Raw genomic sequence first — 15213 nt, forward strand, 5'->3', positions numbered from 1 at the left:
AGCCGCCGCTGCAGAAGAACCGGGCCCAGCAGGTCCGGCAGTCTTCCTTCTTCATCACATGCATGTGACGGAAGTACTGGACCATATCCTTCTTCACGATGCCTGTATCCAGGGTACCCATTTTGTATTTTTCCCGTCCCACGAACTGGTGGCAGGGGTAAATGTCCCCTTCCGGAGTAATGGCAAAATATTCATGACCGGCCCCGCAGCCTGCCAGCCGTTTGGCCACACAGGGCCCGTTGTCCAGAGCCACGTTGAAATGGAAGAAGTCAAAAGGCACTCCTGCCCGCTTCTTTTCCAGATAGGCCCGGGCCAGTTTTTCGTATTCTTTGTCCAGGGTAGACCAGTCTTCTTCTGTCAGCACCCAGGGTTCCGTGGTGCCCACTACCGGTTCCATGGAAATCTCAGATCCCACATCCAGCATAGCCAGCACGTCATCGCAGAAATGGGTGTTGTAATGGGTATAGGTCCCCCGCAGATAGTAGTTCTTCCCATGGCGGGATTCGATGACTTTTTTGAAGCCCTTCACCGCCGCATCATAGGACCCCACATGGCCGGGATAAGGCCGCATGTGATCATGGGTCTTTTTGCTGCCGTCCAGGGACAGGACCAGCATCACCCGGTTGTCGTTGAGATACTTGACGATCTCATCGGTAAGCAGGGTGCCGTTGGTGGTCAGGGTCAGTTTGATGTTCTTCCCGGTTTCCTGTTCCCGCTGGCGCACATAGTCCACAATGTATTTCACCACAGGCATGTTCATCAGAGGTTCCCCGCCGAACAGGTCCAGTTCCAGGTTGTGCCGCTGTTTGCTGCCGGCAATGGCAAATTCAATGGCCTTCCGGGCCACTTCCTTGCTCATGAGAGCCCGGTGGCCCCCAAAGTCTCCGGTGTCTGCAAAGCAGTAGCCGCAGCGCAGGTTGCAGTCGTGGGCCACATGGAGGCACAGAGATTTCAGCACCGGTTCATCAGAAAAGGTATCCGGCACCGGGAAATCCGGAGAAAACAGCAGACCGGCCTTCTGCAGGTCCTGGAGTTCCTCCAGGGCTTCGGCCACGTCTTCCGCCGGGTATTTGCCGGCAAAATGGGCTTTGGTTTCTTCCGGATTGGTGCCGTCGTAAAAGCCCAGCAGGTCATAAATCATGGCGTCGATGATATGCACGGCGCCGCTGTTCACGTCAAGGACCACATAATTGTCGTCCAGATGCATTCTATGGATCAGCAAGTTTCTATCCGCCCTTCTTATATTGCTTGTTTGGTACAAGAAAATAGCTCCCTGCGCATGCAGGGAGCTTCCGCGCATAATGGAATTATGCTTTTTCGCAAACCTGGTTGCCTACCGTGCAGGAAGTTTTGCAGGCAGACTGGCAGGATGCCGGGCATTCGCCGCAGCCGCCGGTTCTCAGGGTTTTCTTCAGCATTTCTTTATTCACAGTCTTGATTCTCTTTGCCATCATCGATTCCTCCCTATCTTCATGTTTATAATTCATTGTATCTGTTTTTCTGAAAGAACGCAAGTCTTTCAACCGTTTCTATCTTTCTTACAGATGGAATTTCGCCTTCAGTTCATAATACTTGTGGATGATCCAGTCTGTATTCACCCCTGTCTGATCAATATAGCTCTGGATCTGAGCCCGTTTCAAATCATATTGGAAGCATCCCAGGTTCTCCGGTTTGTTCTGGAACACGTTCACCCGGTGCAGCCGCATCAGATCGGTCTTGTCCGTATTCACCCCCACACGGCCGTCCACCCCGGCAATGTACCCGGCTTTTTTCACCTGGGCTGCAATGGCATCGCTGGCGGACCCGTTGGGATAAGAGAAGGTGAGTCCTTCCGGGGGATTGTAGATGCCCCGCATGTGTTCCATGGAGCTGGTCAGTTCATAGTCGATCTGTTCCAGTGTCATGGACTGGAGAGGCTTGTGGTTGAAGGTATGGGACCCCAGGGCCCACCCGTATTTCAGCAGTTCATGTTCCTGGTGCCAGTCCAGATATCCGGGCCAGCCTTCATACTTCACGGCCATGTACATGTTCCCCACAAAGCCGTATTTTTTCAGGATAGGGGCAGCGTAAGTCAGGTTGTCCAGATACCCGTCATCAAAGATCAGCACACATTCCTTGTGGAACTTCCGTCCTTCCTTCCGGCCCTTCACGTATTCCGCCAGGGTCATGGTCTTCCAGCCCTGTTCCTTCAGATATTTCATCTGTTCGTCAAACTGTTCCGGAGGCATGGTATACGGGTCGTCATGGCCCGGTTCCACCCGGTGGTAGGCAAAAATCGGCACGGTCTCTTCACAGAACCGGGGAAAATCCTGCTTCACATAAACATATCCCCCGTATCCCAGGCCGCACAAAGCCGCTACAATGGCCAAAAAAATAATCAGTTTCTTCATTGCTCCCCATCCTTCAATTTCTCTGCAATCTGTTCCAATTTCTTCAACCGGTGATTGAATCCGGATTTGCCCACATTGTCTTCCGTCAGGGCCGCCAGTTCCCCCACGGACAGATCCTGGTGATCCTTCCGGAGACGGGCCGCCTCCTGGAGAGGTTCCGGCAGGGTGCTCAGCCCCACCGTTTCTTCAATGACCCGGATGGCGTTCAGCTGCCGCACCGCCGCCTGGACCACCTTGTTCAGGTTGGCAGTTTCGCAGTTCACCTGCCGGTTCACCTTGTTCCGCATATCCTTCAGGACCCGGACATTTTCAAATTCCAGGTAGGAATTGCTGGCCCCGATCAGGGATAGGAACCCGGCAATGGCATTGCCTTCCTTCAGATACACGATGTAGGAATTCTTCCGGTCCACGATCCGGGCAGGCAGGCTGAAGCCCTTCATGATTTTCTGGATGAACTGGCCCATTTCCAGGCTGTCACAGATCAGTTCCAGATGATAGTCGCTGATGGGCTTGTTCACCGATCCCCCGGCCAGGAATACCCCCCGAAGGAAGGCCCGCTTCTCTCCTTCCTTTTTCAGCAGGGCGCTGCCTGCCTCTTCCAGAGGGGACAGGAGATGGAGCCGGCTGAGAGCCGTCCTTGCTTCGTCAGAAGGGATCACATGGACCTGATACCGGTTGTTTTTCTTCAGCCGTCGGCTCCGGGTAACGATCACTTCCGTCTGGACCGGAAAATTGTTTTTCAGCAGCCGGAGCACCCGCCGGGCCAGGGCGGCGTTTTCCGTGGTGAAGTGGATGCCCACCTTCCGGCCGCTGAGGGAAACTGCCCCGCTGATCCGCAGCAGCCCGAACAGCTCCGCTTGTTCACAGTCGTGGTTTTCTCCTTCTGACCGTGCAATTTCGTTTTTCACATCATGGGAAAAAGACATGGTCAGTTCTCCTTTTTGGCATTTTTCCGCAGTTCCTGCATGGTCTGCCGGGCAAAGAAGTAGTCGAAAAACCGGATTCCCTTGCCGAACAGCTTCAGCCGGTAGATCAGGGCGATGATGGTCTTGGCCAGCTTCAAAGGATTGTGCCGGACCAGGTCGCTGTCATTCAGCAGCTTGGCAGGCACACAGTCGATGCCCAGCTTTTCGATTTTCTCCACATCGGGAGACACCGGCATGGCCCCTTCTTTTTCGTACTTGGCCAAAATCTCCGGAGAGGCCTTCTGCTCGTTGACCACAACATAATCCAGGCACTGGCAGCCCATGTGCCTGATCAGGGCCTGGACATGCTCATAGGCCCCGTAGCCGTCGGTTTCCCCAGGCTGGGTCATCACATTGCACACGTAGATTTTCACGGCCTTGGACCGGATCACCGCATCCCGGATCCCGGGGACGATAAGGCTGGCCAGGACGCTGGTGTACAGACTGCCGGGCCCCAGGATGATGGCATCCGCCTTCATGATGGCATCCACCGCCCGCTGGGAGGCCCGGGGATTTTCCGGTTCCGTCATCAGCCGGACGATTTTGTGGGGAGAAGCGGTAATGGAGCTTTCCCCCACCACGGTACTGCCGTCGTCCATCTTTGCCTTCAGCTGGATGTTGTCCGTGGTGTTGGGCCATACATGGCCCCGCACTTTCAGGATCTCACAGGTAGCGGCAATGCCTTTTTCCATGTCCCCGCCTTCCACATCGCTCATGGCGGCGATGAACAGGTTCCCCAGATTGTGGCCGCTGAGGGCGCTGCTTTTGAACCGGTACTGCATGACTTTTTCCATCAGCGGTTCCGTATCAGACAACGCCACCAGGCAGTTCCGCATATCACCGGGAGGCAGGATCCCCAGTTCCTTCCGCAGCCGGCCGGATGATCCCCCGTCGTCGGCCGTGGTCACTACCGCCGTACAGTTGTTGGTGATCAGTTTGATACCCCGGAGCAGCACGGACAGCCCGGTGCCCCCGCCGATGACCACCACGCTGGGGCCCTTGTCCAGCTTCTGCTGGGTAAAAATCAGTTCCCGGAGGGATTCCTTTTCCCCCGGCATCACTGCATTGATGATGGTCTTCACCACATGGGTGGCCCCCAGAAGCATAAAGAGGATGCCCAGGCCTACATTGAAAGCCCCCAGGGCCGTAATGGTGGACTGGTAGTATTCGCCTCCCACAGAATTGATGAACTTCAGTACCAAGGCTTCCAACAGCCCCACGAACTGATAGTTGAAGATTAAAGTGACTCCCACACAGGCCAGCACCGCGCCCAGCGCAAAAAGGAACAGCCAGCGCTTCAGGTTCAGCCCCGGGTACAACCACTTAATCCATTTCATACGCATTCACCTATTTCTTTATTAAATCCCGATGGATGACCTGCACCCCATAGCCGCATTTTTCAATGAACCGGCCCAGAGCGTTGGCTATGAACACACTCCGGTGCCGCCCCCCTGTGCAGCCCACGCCGATCATCAGCTGGCTCTTCCCTTCCTGGACATACTGGGGCAGCAGGAACTGGATCAGCCCGAACAGCTTCTCCTCAAAATCCCCGGTCACCGGTTTTTCCTGGATGTAATCCATCACCGGCTGGTCGTTGCCGCAGAGATTCTTCAGCTCCGGAATATAGAAGGGATTGGGCAGGAACCGCACATCAAAGACCATGTCGCAGTCCAGAGGAATGCCGTATTTGAATCCGAAGGACTGGACCACGATGTTCATGGGGGGCAGTTCCCCTCCCTTGCCGAAAAGCTGGACGATTTTACTGCGCAGTTCCTTGGTGCTGGTCTTGGACGTATCGATGATGGTAGTGGCCCGCTGGCGGATCTGGCTGAGGATATCCCGTTCCCGGGCAATGTCCGCACTCAGTCCGTTGCGCCCTGCCAGAGGATGGCGCCGGCGGGTTTCCTTGTACCGCCGGATCAGGGTGGCATCATCCGCATCCAGGAAGACCAGTTCATAAGGCACGCTGCTCTGGTTCAGCTGGTCCAGGACCTGGTTCAGATCCTTGAAGAATTTCCCTCCCCGGATATCCACCACCAGTGCCAGCTGGGCCCCTCCGTTCTTGTTCTGGAGGCACAGTTCAATGAATTTGGGAATAAAAGTAGGGGGAAGATTGTCCACGCAAAAATAGCCCAGATCTTCCAGGGTCCGCATTACCTGCGTCTTCCCCGCACCGGACATCCCGGTTATCAGCAACGTTCTCGCCATTTCCATCCACACCCCCTGCAAAGTTTTCAATGTTTTTATTATACAATGGAAAAAAAGTCCGTGTAAAGTCTTCCCCGGTTCTTTATACCGGTACCTCCACCTGTTCAGTCATCACCGTCCGAAGGATCCGGGCCACCCCGTTCCGGGTATTGGGCGACGTCACCACCCGGGCCGCCTGGCGCACCGGATCGCTGGCGTTCCCCATGGCCACTCCCAGGCCGGCGTGGGTGATCATGTCCAGATCATTGTCCGAATCCCCCACACAGAGGATTTCCTCTCCTTTGATCCCTTCCCGGGCTGCCAGAGCCTGGAGGGCATGCCATTTGTTGGTAGCGGGAGCAGTGACTTCCAGGAATCCTTTGGAAGAGCTGACGATTTTGATCTTCCCGGCATATTTCTCTTCCAGTTCCGGCCGCAGGGTCTTCACCTGGTCAGAAAGCACCAGCAGTTTGTGGGGAGCCTGGGACAGGTGATGGATTTCTTCCGTTTTCACTTCATAGGGCACCCGGGAAAAATGGGAATAGAACCGGGCTTCCTCACAGTCCCGAGGCACCCACAGATGGTCATCCACATAGGCCTGGATATAGATTCCCCGGCCCAGGCAGTCATCCAGAAGAGGCTGGGCCACTTCCAGAGGCAGGGGCCAGGCTCCCAGGGTCTCTCCAGTCCGGGGATCCCGGATCAGAGCCCCGTTGTAGACCACCAGAGGACGGGTAATGCCCAGTTCCCGGGCATAGGGCAGGGCCGACCGGTACATCCGTCCCGTGGCCAGGGTCACGAAATAGCCGGCAGCTACCGCGTCTTTTACCGCCGCCGCATCTTCCGGGGCAATGTTCTTTTCTTCATCCAGCAGAGTGCCATCCAGATCCATGGCAATCATTTTCAGGGACATGGGTTTCCTCCTTCTCGTTTTCCCAACAAAAAAAGGCTGCCGCTGGAATGCGACAGCCTTTCTGGCTTTTTAGGCTTCTTCGGAGAACTGGTCTTTGCCTACGCCGCAGATGGGGCAGACCCAATCTTCCGGCAGGTCTTCGAATTTGGTGCCGGGAGCAATGTTGTGTTCCGGATCACCGGCAGCTTCATCATATACATAACCGCAAACGTCACAAACGTATTTTTTCATTGTTCGTATCCCCCTCAGGATTATTTGTTTTCTTCGCCCTCGATTATACCAAAGGTTCTTTCCTGTGGCAATAGGTTTTAAAGAAATTTTTAAGAAAAATTATTGGCTAATAATTTATTCTTGTTTTTCTTTTTCCAGATTCTCCCGTCCCTGTTCCAGCAGGGCCGTTTTTTCCAGCAGGCTGCCCTGGAGAAAAGCATGGACCCGTTCCGCCACCGGCCGGGTCATGGAATCCACTGCCGCCAGATCTTCCACAGAAGCCTGGCGCATAGCATCTAGGGAACCGAACCGTTTCCACAGAGCGGCCCGTCGTTTGGGCCCCAGCCCTTCCAGATGGTCCAGGACGGACACCAGGTTCCGTTTCCCCAGCCGTTTCCGGTGGTAGGTGATGGCGAACCGGTGGGCCTCATCCCGGATGTGCTGGATCAGGTGGAGGGCCGGAGACATTTTGTCCAGCAGGATACTGGTGTGGGCCCCCTCTTTGAAGATTTCTTCTTCCCGCTTGGCCAAACCGATGACGGGCACCTCCTCCGGGGTGATTCCAAGGCCCCGGATCACGGCACAGGCGGAACTCAGCTGTCCCTTGCCCCCATCGATGATGATCAGGCTGGGCAGATCTTCCAGGTCCCTGTACCGCCGGTACACCACTTCTTCCATGGATTTGAAGTCGTCCGGCTTCCCTTCTGTGGACCGGAGCTTGTACCTCCGGTAATCCTTCTTGCTGGGGGCACCGTTCCGGAACACCACCATGGAAGCTACCGTCTCCCGGCCCTGGTTGTGGGAAATATCGAAACAGTCCATCCGTTCCAGGGGCTTCTCCAGTCCCAGGGCCTTCTGGAGCTGTTCCGCCGCATCCAGGTCCGTCCCTCCAAAGGCATGGCCCCGGCGGAGCCGCTCTTCCAGGTTCTTCCGGGCATTGTTCACCGCCATGAGCACCAGGTCGTGCTTCAGTCCCCGCTGGGGCACCAGCAGGTTCACCGTTTTTTCGCACAGACCGCTGAGCCATTGGGACAGCAGGGTCCGGTCACTGTCTGCCAGATCTTCGCTCACCAGGATTTCCCGGGGCGGCCGGTGGTTTTCATGGTAGTACTGCTTCAGGAAATCTGCCAGCACTTCTCCTCCCGGCTCCTCGATTTCCTGGTCCAGGAAGAAGCTGTCACGGCCCAGGATCTTGCCGCTGCGGATGAAGAACACCTGGACACAGACCCCGCTGTCATCCATGGCCAGCCCCACCACATCCCGGTCCCCGCTTTCCGTAGTGGCTTTCTGTTTTTCCGCCAGCTTCCGGAGGCTCAGCAGGGAATCCCGGTACCGGGCCGCCGCCTCAAATTCCAGATTGTCCGAAGCCTGCTGCATTTTTGCGGTCAGATCTTTTTCCAGCTGGGACACCTTCCCGTCCAGCAGCAGCAGCACTGCATCCACCATCTGCTTGTATTCGCTGACAGGCACCTTCCCGGTACAAGGAGCCAGGCATCGGTGGAGATGGTATTGGAGACAGGGCCGTTTGGCATTCAGGTTCCGGCAGTGCCGGAGGGGAAACATGGTCCGGATCAGCTTCATGGTGTCCCGGAGAGCTCCCGCATCTGCAAAGGGACCATAGTACCGGGCCCCGTCCTTCTGCACCCGGCGCGTGAGCACCATACGGGGATAGGCCTCCCCTACGGTGATCTTCAGATAGGGATAGGTCTTGTCATCCTTCAGGTCGATGTTGTACCGGGGCCGGTACTTTTTGATCAGGTTGCATTCCAGGATCAGGGCTTCCATCTCGCTGGCGGTGACAATGGTCTCGATGGAGGCCACATGGGCGTTGATGGCCCGGACCTTGGGGGACACCTGGCTGGCCGGGCGGAAGTAGCTGCGCACCCGGTTCTTCAGGATCACCGCCTTACCCACATAGATCACCTTTCCGGAGGCGTCGTGCATGATGTAGACTCCTGGGGCGTTGGGGAGCACCGCCAGGGTCTCTTTGATGGCATCGTTCATTCCAGGACCTTCTTTACATACTGGCCGGTGTAGGATTCTGGCACTTCCGCCACCTGTTCCGGAGTCCCGGTGGCAATCACCGTACCGCCCCGGTCGCCCCCTTCCGGCCCCAGGTCGATAAGCCAGTCAGCACTTTTGATCACATCCAGGTTGTGTTCGATGACCACTACGGTGCTCCCGGCATCCACCAGCCGCTGGAGCACTTCCAGCAGCTTGTGCACATCCGCCATGTGGAGCCCGGTGGTGGGTTCATCCAAAATATACAGGGTCCGGCCGGTGTTCACCTTGGCCAGTTCCGTGGCCAGTTTCACCCGCTGGGCTTCCCCGCCGGAGAGAGTGGTGGCCGCCTGGCCCAGCCGGATGTAGCCCAGGCCCACGTCTTCCAGCACCTGGAGTTTCCGGAGGATCCGCTGCTGGTTGCTGAAGTACTGGCAGGCCTCGCTGACGGTCATGTCCAGGACTTCCGCAATGTTCTTCCCCTTGTACCGGACTTCCAAGGTATCCCGGTTGTACCGGGTGCCTTTGCACACTTCGCAGGGCACGTACACATCGGGCAGGAAGTTCATCTCGATTTTCAGCATCCCGTCCCCGTGGCAGGCTTCACACCGCCCCCCCTTCACGTTGAAGCTGAACCGGCCCGGCTTGTAGCCCCGGAGCTTGGCGTCGTTGGTGGTGCTGAACAGGGTCCGGATCAGGTCGAAGGTGCCGGTGTAGGTGGCCGGGTTGGACCGGGGAGTCCGGCCAATGGGGCTCTGGTCGATGTTGATCACCTTGTCGATATGCTGGATCCCGGTGATCCGTTCGTGGGCCAGAGGCCGTTCCCGGGCCCCCATCAGCTTCTTGGCCAGGGCCTTGTACAGGATATCGTTGATCAGGGTACTTTTGCCGCTGCCGCTGACCCCGGTAACCACTGTCAGCGTTCCCAGGGGAATGGACACATCGATGTTCTTCAGGTTGTTGGCCCGGGCTCCCTTGATGGTCAGCGTCTTCCCGCTGCCCTTCCGGCGCTGGGCCGGCACAGGGATTTTCTTCCGGCCGCTGAGGTACTGGCCGGTGACCGATTCCGGCACCTGGCTGATTTCTTCTGCCGTGCCCTGGGCCACCACATAGCCTCCGTTTTCCCCGGCCCCGGGCCCGATATCGATGATCTGGTCTGCCGCCCGCATGGTGTCTTCGTCATGTTCCACCACAATCAGGGTGTTCCCCATGTCCCGAAGGTTCTTCAGGGTTTCCAGCAGTTTGTCATTGTCCCGCTGGTGGAGGCCGATGCTGGGTTCATCCAGGATGTACAGCACCCCCACCAGTCCGGAGCCGATCTGGGTGGCCAGACGGATCCGCTGGGCTTCTCCCCCGGACAGGGTAGCCGCCGCCCGGTCCAAGGTCAGGTAATCCAGCCCCACATTGTTCAGGAAGCTGAGCCGGGCCCGGATTTCCTTCAGGATCTGTTTGGCGATAAAGGCATCCCGGTCCGAAAGCTGGAGATGGTTGAAGAAATCCAGACATTCCCGTACCGGCAGCTGGCACACCTGCTGGATGTTCTTCCCATCCACAGTGATCCCCAGGACTTCCGGACGGAGCCGGGCCCCGTGGCAGGTGGAACATTCGATGGCGGTCATGAAGGATTCGTAATCCAGCCGCTGGCTTTCGCTCATGGCGTCCTTCAGCCGCCGTTTCAGCACCGGAATGATCCCTTCAAAAGGGGTATTGTGTTCGTTGATTTCCCCCATGAGATTCTGATAGGAGAAGGTGAAGATTTCGTCCGGGATCCCTTCCAACAGCTGCTGCTGGAATTTTTTCGGCAGATCCTTCCAGCAGTTCTGGAGGGAGAAGCCCCGGCTTTTCAATACGGCTGCCAATTGACACAGGAAATAGGACTTCACATTGGAGCTTACTGCCGCAATGGCCCCCTGGTCAAAAGGTTTCGTCTTGTCCGGGATGATCAGATTCGGGTCGAATTCCATGTGCTGGCCCAGGCCCATACAATCCGGGCAGGCCCCGTAGGGGGCATTGAAGGAAAACAGCCGGGGTTCGATTTCCGGCAGGCTGATGCCGCATTCCGCACAGGCGAACTTTTCGCTGTACACATGGGTCTCTCCCCCGATTTCTTCGATGGCCACGGTGCCTTCCCCCAGCTTCAGGGCTGTCTCCAGGGAATCGGTGAGCCGGCTCCCCAGGCTGGGACGGGCCACCAGCCGGTCCACCACTACGGAAATATAATGTTTTTTCTTTTTGTCCAGCTGGATTTCCTCATCCAGGGTATAGATGTGGTCATCCACCTTCACCCGCACATAGCCGGCCCGGCGGACGGTTTCCAGGATGTTTTTGTGTTCCCCTTTCCGTCCCCACACCACCGGGGCCAGGATCATGAACTTGGTCCCTTCCGGCAGTTCCAGCACCTTGTCAGCGATCTGCTGGGGGGACTGCCGTTCGATCACCTTCCCGCATTTGGGACAGTGGGGGATCCCGATCCGGGCAAACAGCAGCCGGAGATAGTCGTAGATCTCCGTCACCGTCCCCACGGTGGACCGGGGGTTCCGGCTGGTGGTCTTCTGGTCGATGGAAATGGCCGGGGACAGCCCTCCGATATAGTCCACATCCGGTTTGTCCATCTGTCCCAGGAACTGCCGGGCGTAGGCGGACAGGCTTTCCACATACCGGCGCTGGCCTTCCGCATAGATGGTGTCAAAGGCCAGGGAGGATTTTCCGCTTCCGGACAGTCCGGTGATCACCACCAGCTTGTTCCGGGGAATCTTCAGGGAGATATTTTTCAGGTTGTGCTGCCGCGCACCCTGGATCACAATGACGTCTTCATTCATGAGCTTTTCTTTGCTCTCCTTTCAGCAGGATCAGCTGGTCCCGGTATTCCGCAGCCAGTTCAAAGTCCAGCTGTTTGGCCGCTTCCTTCATTTTCTTTTCCATGGCCCGGATCTGTTTGTCCAGTTCCCGAGGCTTCAGTTTCTTCACGGTTTTGGCCGTATATCCCTTGGCGGCGGTATCGTCCTCTTCCACCTTGGTGAGTTTGATCAGTTCCACCACTTTCTTCTGGATGGTCTTGGGCACGATGCCGTGGGCCTTGTTGAAGGCCTCCTGTTTTTCCCGTCGCCGGGCGGTTTCGCTGATGGCCCGCTCCATGGATCCGGTAATGGTGTCCGCGTACATGATCACCCGGCCGTGGGCATTCCGGGCCGCCCGGCCGATGGTCTGGATCATGGCGGTGTCGCTGCGGAGGAATCCTTCCTTGTCCGCATCCAGGATGGCCACCAGGCTCACTTCCGGCATGTCCAGCCCTTCCCGGAGCAGGTTGATGCCCACCAGCACGTCGAACTTCCCGGCCCGCAGGTCATGGATGATTTCCGCCCGTTCGATGGTGGCAATGTCCGAATGGAGGTACCGGACCCGGACCCCGGCGGTGGTAAGATATTCCGTCAGGTCTTCCGCCATCTTTTTGGTCAGAGTGGTTACCAGCACCCGTTCCTTCTGGCCGGTGACCTTGTGGATTTCCCCCAGCAGGTCGTCGATCTGTCCCTTGATGGGCCGCACTTCGATCTGGGGGTCCAGAAGCCCGGTGGGCCGGATGATCTGTTCCACCACCTGGTCGGTGGTTTCCATTTCGTAAGGCCCGGGAGTGGCAGATACATAGATGATCTGCCCCCGCTGGGCCTGGAATTCGTCAAAGGTGAGAGGCCGGTTGTCAATGGCGGAAGGCAGCCGGAACCCGTACTTCACCAGCTGTTCCTTCCGGGCCCGGTCCCCGGCGTACATGGCCCGGAGCTGGGGCAGGGTCACATGGCTTTCGTCGATTACCGTAAGGAAATCCTTGGGGAAGTAGTTCACCAGGGTAAAAGGCGGTTCCCCGGGCTTCCGTCCCGTAAGGTGCCGGGAATAGTTTTCAATGCCGCTGCAGTACCCCAGCTCCTGCATCATCTCCAGGTCGTAATTGGTCCGCTGTTCCAGCCGCTGGGCTTCCAGGAGCTTGTTTTCCCCCTTCAGCACCTTCAGCCGTTCATTCAGTTCCCGGCGGATGTCTTTCCGGGCCCGTTCCAGGTTTTCATCGCTGGTTACATAATGGCTGGCCGGGAAGATGGCCACATGAGTCCGTTTGTCCACCACCTGGCCGGTGAGCACGTCGATTTCCTCCAGACTGTCCACTTCGTCCCCGAACAGTTCGATCCGGATGGCTTTTTCTCCGTAACTGGCCGGGACCACTTCGATCACATCTCCCCGGACCCGGAACTTGCCCCGCTCCAGAGACAGGTCATTCCGTTCGTAGCGGATCTTCACCAGTTTCTCCAGGATGGCATCCCGTTCCACCGTCTGGCCCACCCGCAGGGACAGGACACTGTCGTAGTAGTCCTTGGGGCCGCCCAGACCGTAGATGCAGGACACCGACGCCACTACGATCACGTCCCGCCGTTCCATCAGGGCGGAAGTGGTCGAGTGCCGCAGCTTGTCGATTTCATCGTTCATGGAAGAATCTTTTTCAATATAGGTATCCGTGGCCGGGATATAGGCTTCCGGCTGGTAGTAATCATAATAGGACACAAAGTATTCCACCGCATTGTTGGGGAAGAATTCCTTGAATTCGCTGCACAGCTGGGCCGCCAGGGTCTTGTTGTGGGCGATCACCAGGGTGGGTTTCTGGACCTTCTGGATCACCTGGGCAATGGTGTAGGTTTTCCCGGTACCGGTGGCCCCCAGCAGCACCTGGGTATGGAGCCCGTCCTCCACCCCTCTGGCCAGGGCCTCTATGGCTTCCGGCTGGTCTCCCGCCGGAGCAAAAGGAGCATGGATTTCAAATGGCATAATGGTTTCTCCTTGTTCTTTCAGTATCTCTATCATTATATCATACGGAAAAAGTACTGACTGGTGAGTCTAAAGTCTTTCTTTTAGCCATACAGATAGTGTATAATAAAATGATTCTGTAAGAAGGAGGAAACCATGCATTTATCGTTCAAATCGGTACTGGCTGGCGCCCTGCTGATGTTTTCCCTGGCACCGGGCGCAGAAGCCTCACCCAAGATTCTGTACGTTCCCCTGGACAACCGGCCTGTGTGTCTGGAATATACCGTGGACACCGCCAAGGCGGCCGGCTATCCCCTGACCACCCCTCCGGAAAAGGACCTGTCCGACCATCGGGGTTCCGGGGACAATGAAGCCCTGTGGAACTGGCTGGAAAAGGAAGCCCCTCATGCAGAAGCAGCGGTACTGGCTACGGACAGCCTGAACTATGGGGGCCTGGTGGCTTCCCGAAAACACCACCATCTGGAAAAATACCTGAAGGAAAAAGTCCAGCGGCTGGAAAAGCTGAAAAAGGACAACCCGGGGCTGAAGATCTATGCCTTCAGCACCATTATGCGGACGCCCCAGCAGAGCATCGGGAAAGTGGAACCTGGGTACTACCAGGAATACGGCCCCAAGATCTTTCGTTATTCCCAGCTCCAGGACAAGGAGGACCAGGACGGATCCCTAAGCTATCCGGAGATCCAGGAACGGCAGACCCTGCTGGCCCAGATTCCCGATTCCGTCATGAAGGACTGGCGGACCCGGCGGCTGATGAATTTCCAGACCAACAAACGGCTGATCCGGCTGTGCCAGAACGGCACCTTCCATTATTTTGCCCTGGGCAAGGATGACGATGCGCCCCTGTCCCAGACCCATATGGAAGCCCGGCACCTGAAATTTGTGGGCGACGGGGTTACGGAAAACCGGTTCCAGATCCTGCCCGGGGTGGACCAGGTGGGGCTTTTGCTGGTGACCCGGGCCATCAATGAGATCCGGGGGGAAAAGCCCAGGGTCTATCCCCTGTTTGCACCCGGAGCCGGCGGCGATACCGTGCCCCTGTATTCCGATGAACGGGCGGAAGATTCTGTCCGGAACCAGATCCTGGCCAGCGGGGCAGTGGAAACCAGCCACCTGAAGAAGGCGGATCTGGTGCTGGCAGTGAACACTCCGGAAGACGGGGTCTGCCTGGATTCCACCGCCAATGACAACGCCCCCTACGCCAGCCGGGCCAACCGGGCCTTCGCTGCAGAACTGGCGGACCTGGAGACCCAGAAGCCCGTGGCTCTGGCGGATATTTCCTATGCCAACGGGGCGGACAACGGGTTCATGCTGGCCATGACCGATGCCAAAGCCCTGCTGGGGCTCACCGCCTATTCCGGCTGGAACACGGCGGACAACAGCATCGGCTATGCTCTGAGCCAGGGGATCCTGGGCAAACGGATCAAACCGGCGGAACGGGAACGGCTGCTGAAGACCCGGCTCCTGGACGACTGGATCTACCAGGCCAATGTCCGGTACCGGATCAGCCTGGGCATCGACCAGCACGATTTCAAGCTGAAGTACGATCTGGGGAAATACTACAACCGGATCCTCAGCGGTACCAACCGGCTGTTCCGCCAGTACGTGGAAGACGAACCCACCCTGAAGGGCACCCATTATACGGTGGAATTCCCCTGGAACCGGATGTTCGAGGTGGATGTGAGAGTGAAGTGAGGCCAGGCTGCAGCCTGGCTGGTCACTAGTCTCCAGTCTCTAGTCTCTA

The 15213-nt window shown here is 57.3% G+C and carries 12 protein-coding genes; 1 reads left to right on the forward strand and 11 read right to left on the reverse strand.

All coding sequences use genetic code 11. The features are described 5' to 3' along the window. The 11 genes from scfB to uvrB all read right to left on the reverse strand — a co-directional run. Window positions 1-1222: thioether cross-link-forming SCIFF peptide maturase (gene scfB / locus QVO43_RS08585; protein WP_288174821.1), on the reverse strand; the 1222-nt coding region annotated here is incomplete at its 3' end. A gap of 85 nt (window positions 1223-1307) precedes the next feature. Beyond that, a complete protein-coding gene (gene scfA, locus QVO43_RS08590; protein WP_071142269.1) occupies window positions 1308-1451 on the reverse strand; it encodes a six-cysteine ranthipeptide SCIFF in 144 nt (47 codons plus the stop codon). Window positions 1452-1538: 87 nt separating this feature from the next. Continuing rightward, window positions 1539-2390, reverse strand: coding sequence for a polysaccharide deacetylase family protein (locus QVO43_RS08595; protein ID WP_022488115.1), 852 nt, complete (start codon window positions 2388-2390; stop codon window positions 1539-1541). After that, window positions 2387-3316, reverse strand: coding sequence for a DNA-binding protein WhiA (whiA, locus tag QVO43_RS08600; RefSeq protein WP_022488116.1), 930 nt, complete (start codon window positions 3314-3316; stop codon window positions 2387-2389). The genes QVO43_RS08595 and whiA overlap by 4 nt, the downstream gene beginning before the upstream one ends. Before the next feature lie 2 nt (window positions 3317-3318). Then, entirely contained in the window at window positions 3319-4692 is a 1374-nt protein-coding gene (locus QVO43_RS08605) for a gluconeogenesis factor YvcK family protein (protein ID WP_022488117.1), read from the reverse strand. 10 nt (window positions 4693-4702) lie between these two features. After that, window positions 4703-5569, reverse strand: a complete 867-nt coding sequence (gene rapZ / locus QVO43_RS08610; protein WP_022488118.1) for an RNase adapter RapZ — start codon at window positions 5567-5569, stop codon at window positions 4703-4705. Window positions 5570-5645: 76 nt separating this feature from the next. After that, a complete protein-coding gene (locus QVO43_RS08615; protein WP_022488119.1) occupies window positions 5646-6455 on the reverse strand; it encodes a Cof-type HAD-IIB family hydrolase in 810 nt (269 codons plus the stop codon). 69 nt (window positions 6456-6524) lie between these two features. Beyond that, window positions 6525-6686, reverse strand: a complete 162-nt coding sequence (rd, locus tag QVO43_RS08620) for a rubredoxin (protein ID WP_012937911.1) — start codon at window positions 6684-6686, stop codon at window positions 6525-6527. Window positions 6687-6800: 114 nt separating this feature from the next. Further along, window positions 6801-8669, reverse strand: coding sequence for an excinuclease ABC subunit UvrC (uvrC, locus tag QVO43_RS08625; protein WP_022488120.1), 1869 nt, complete (start codon window positions 8667-8669; stop codon window positions 6801-6803). Next, window positions 8666-11485: an excinuclease ABC subunit UvrA gene (uvrA, locus tag QVO43_RS08630; protein WP_022488121.1), complete on the reverse strand. Its 2820-nt coding sequence runs from the start codon at window positions 11483-11485 to the stop codon at window positions 8666-8668. Before uvrA ends, uvrC begins: the two co-directional genes overlap by 4 nt. Beyond that, entirely contained in the window at window positions 11478-13472 is a 1995-nt protein-coding gene (uvrB, locus tag QVO43_RS08635) for an excinuclease ABC subunit UvrB (RefSeq protein ID WP_022488122.1), read from the reverse strand. Before uvrB ends, uvrA begins: the two co-directional genes overlap by 8 nt. Window positions 13473-13607: 135 nt before the next feature. On the opposite strand from uvrB, the gene QVO43_RS08640 reads away from it, so the two are divergent. Continuing rightward, window positions 13608-15164 (forward strand): DUF4127 family protein, encoded by a 1557-nt coding sequence (locus QVO43_RS08640; RefSeq protein WP_022488123.1) that lies wholly within the window; start codon window positions 13608-13610, stop codon window positions 15162-15164. The last annotated feature ends 49 nt before the right edge of the window (window positions 15165-15213 follow it).

Source organism: Acidaminococcus sp. CAG:542, from assembly GCF_000437815.1.
GTDB lineage: Bacteria > Bacillota > Negativicutes > Acidaminococcales > Acidaminococcaceae > Acidaminococcus.

What these genes read in the sequence shown, in the direction of transcription:
- rapZ (WP_022488118.1), bottom strand. Translation starts at nt 5,569, where the DNA reads ATGGAAATGGCGAGAACGTTGCTGATAACCGGGATGTCCGGTGCGGGG.
- uvrC (WP_022488120.1), bottom strand. Translation starts at nt 8,669, where the DNA reads ATGAACGATGCCATCAAAGAGACCCTGGCGGTGCTCCCCAACGCCCCA.
- scfA (WP_071142269.1), bottom strand. Translation starts at nt 1,451, where the DNA reads ATGGCAAAGAGAATCAAGACTGTGAATAAAGAAATGCTGAAGAAAACC.
- QVO43_RS08605 (WP_022488117.1), bottom strand. Translation starts at nt 4,692, where the DNA reads ATGAAATGGATTAAGTGGTTGTACCCGGGGCTGAACCTGAAGCGCTGG.
- whiA (WP_022488116.1), bottom strand. Translation starts at nt 3,316, where the DNA reads ATGTCTTTTTCCCATGATGTGAAAAACGAAATTGCACGGTCAGAAGGA.
- uvrA (WP_022488121.1), bottom strand. Translation starts at nt 11,485, where the DNA reads ATGAATGAAGACGTCATTGTGATCCAGGGTGCGCGGCAGCACAACCTG.
- rd (WP_012937911.1), bottom strand. Translation starts at nt 6,686, where the DNA reads ATGAAAAAATACGTTTGTGACGTTTGCGGTTATGTATATGATGAAGCT.
- QVO43_RS08615 (WP_022488119.1), bottom strand. Translation starts at nt 6,455, where the DNA reads ATGTCCCTGAAAATGATTGCCATGGATCTGGATGGCACTCTGCTGGAT.
- QVO43_RS08640 (WP_022488123.1), top strand. Translation starts at nt 13,608, where the DNA reads ATGCATTTATCGTTCAAATCGGTACTGGCTGGCGCCCTGCTGATGTTT.
- uvrB (WP_022488122.1), bottom strand. Translation starts at nt 13,472, where the DNA reads ATGCCATTTGAAATCCATGCTCCTTTTGCTCCGGCGGGAGACCAGCCG.
- QVO43_RS08595 (WP_022488115.1), bottom strand. Translation starts at nt 2,390, where the DNA reads ATGAAGAAACTGATTATTTTTTTGGCCATTGTAGCGGCTTTGTGCGGC.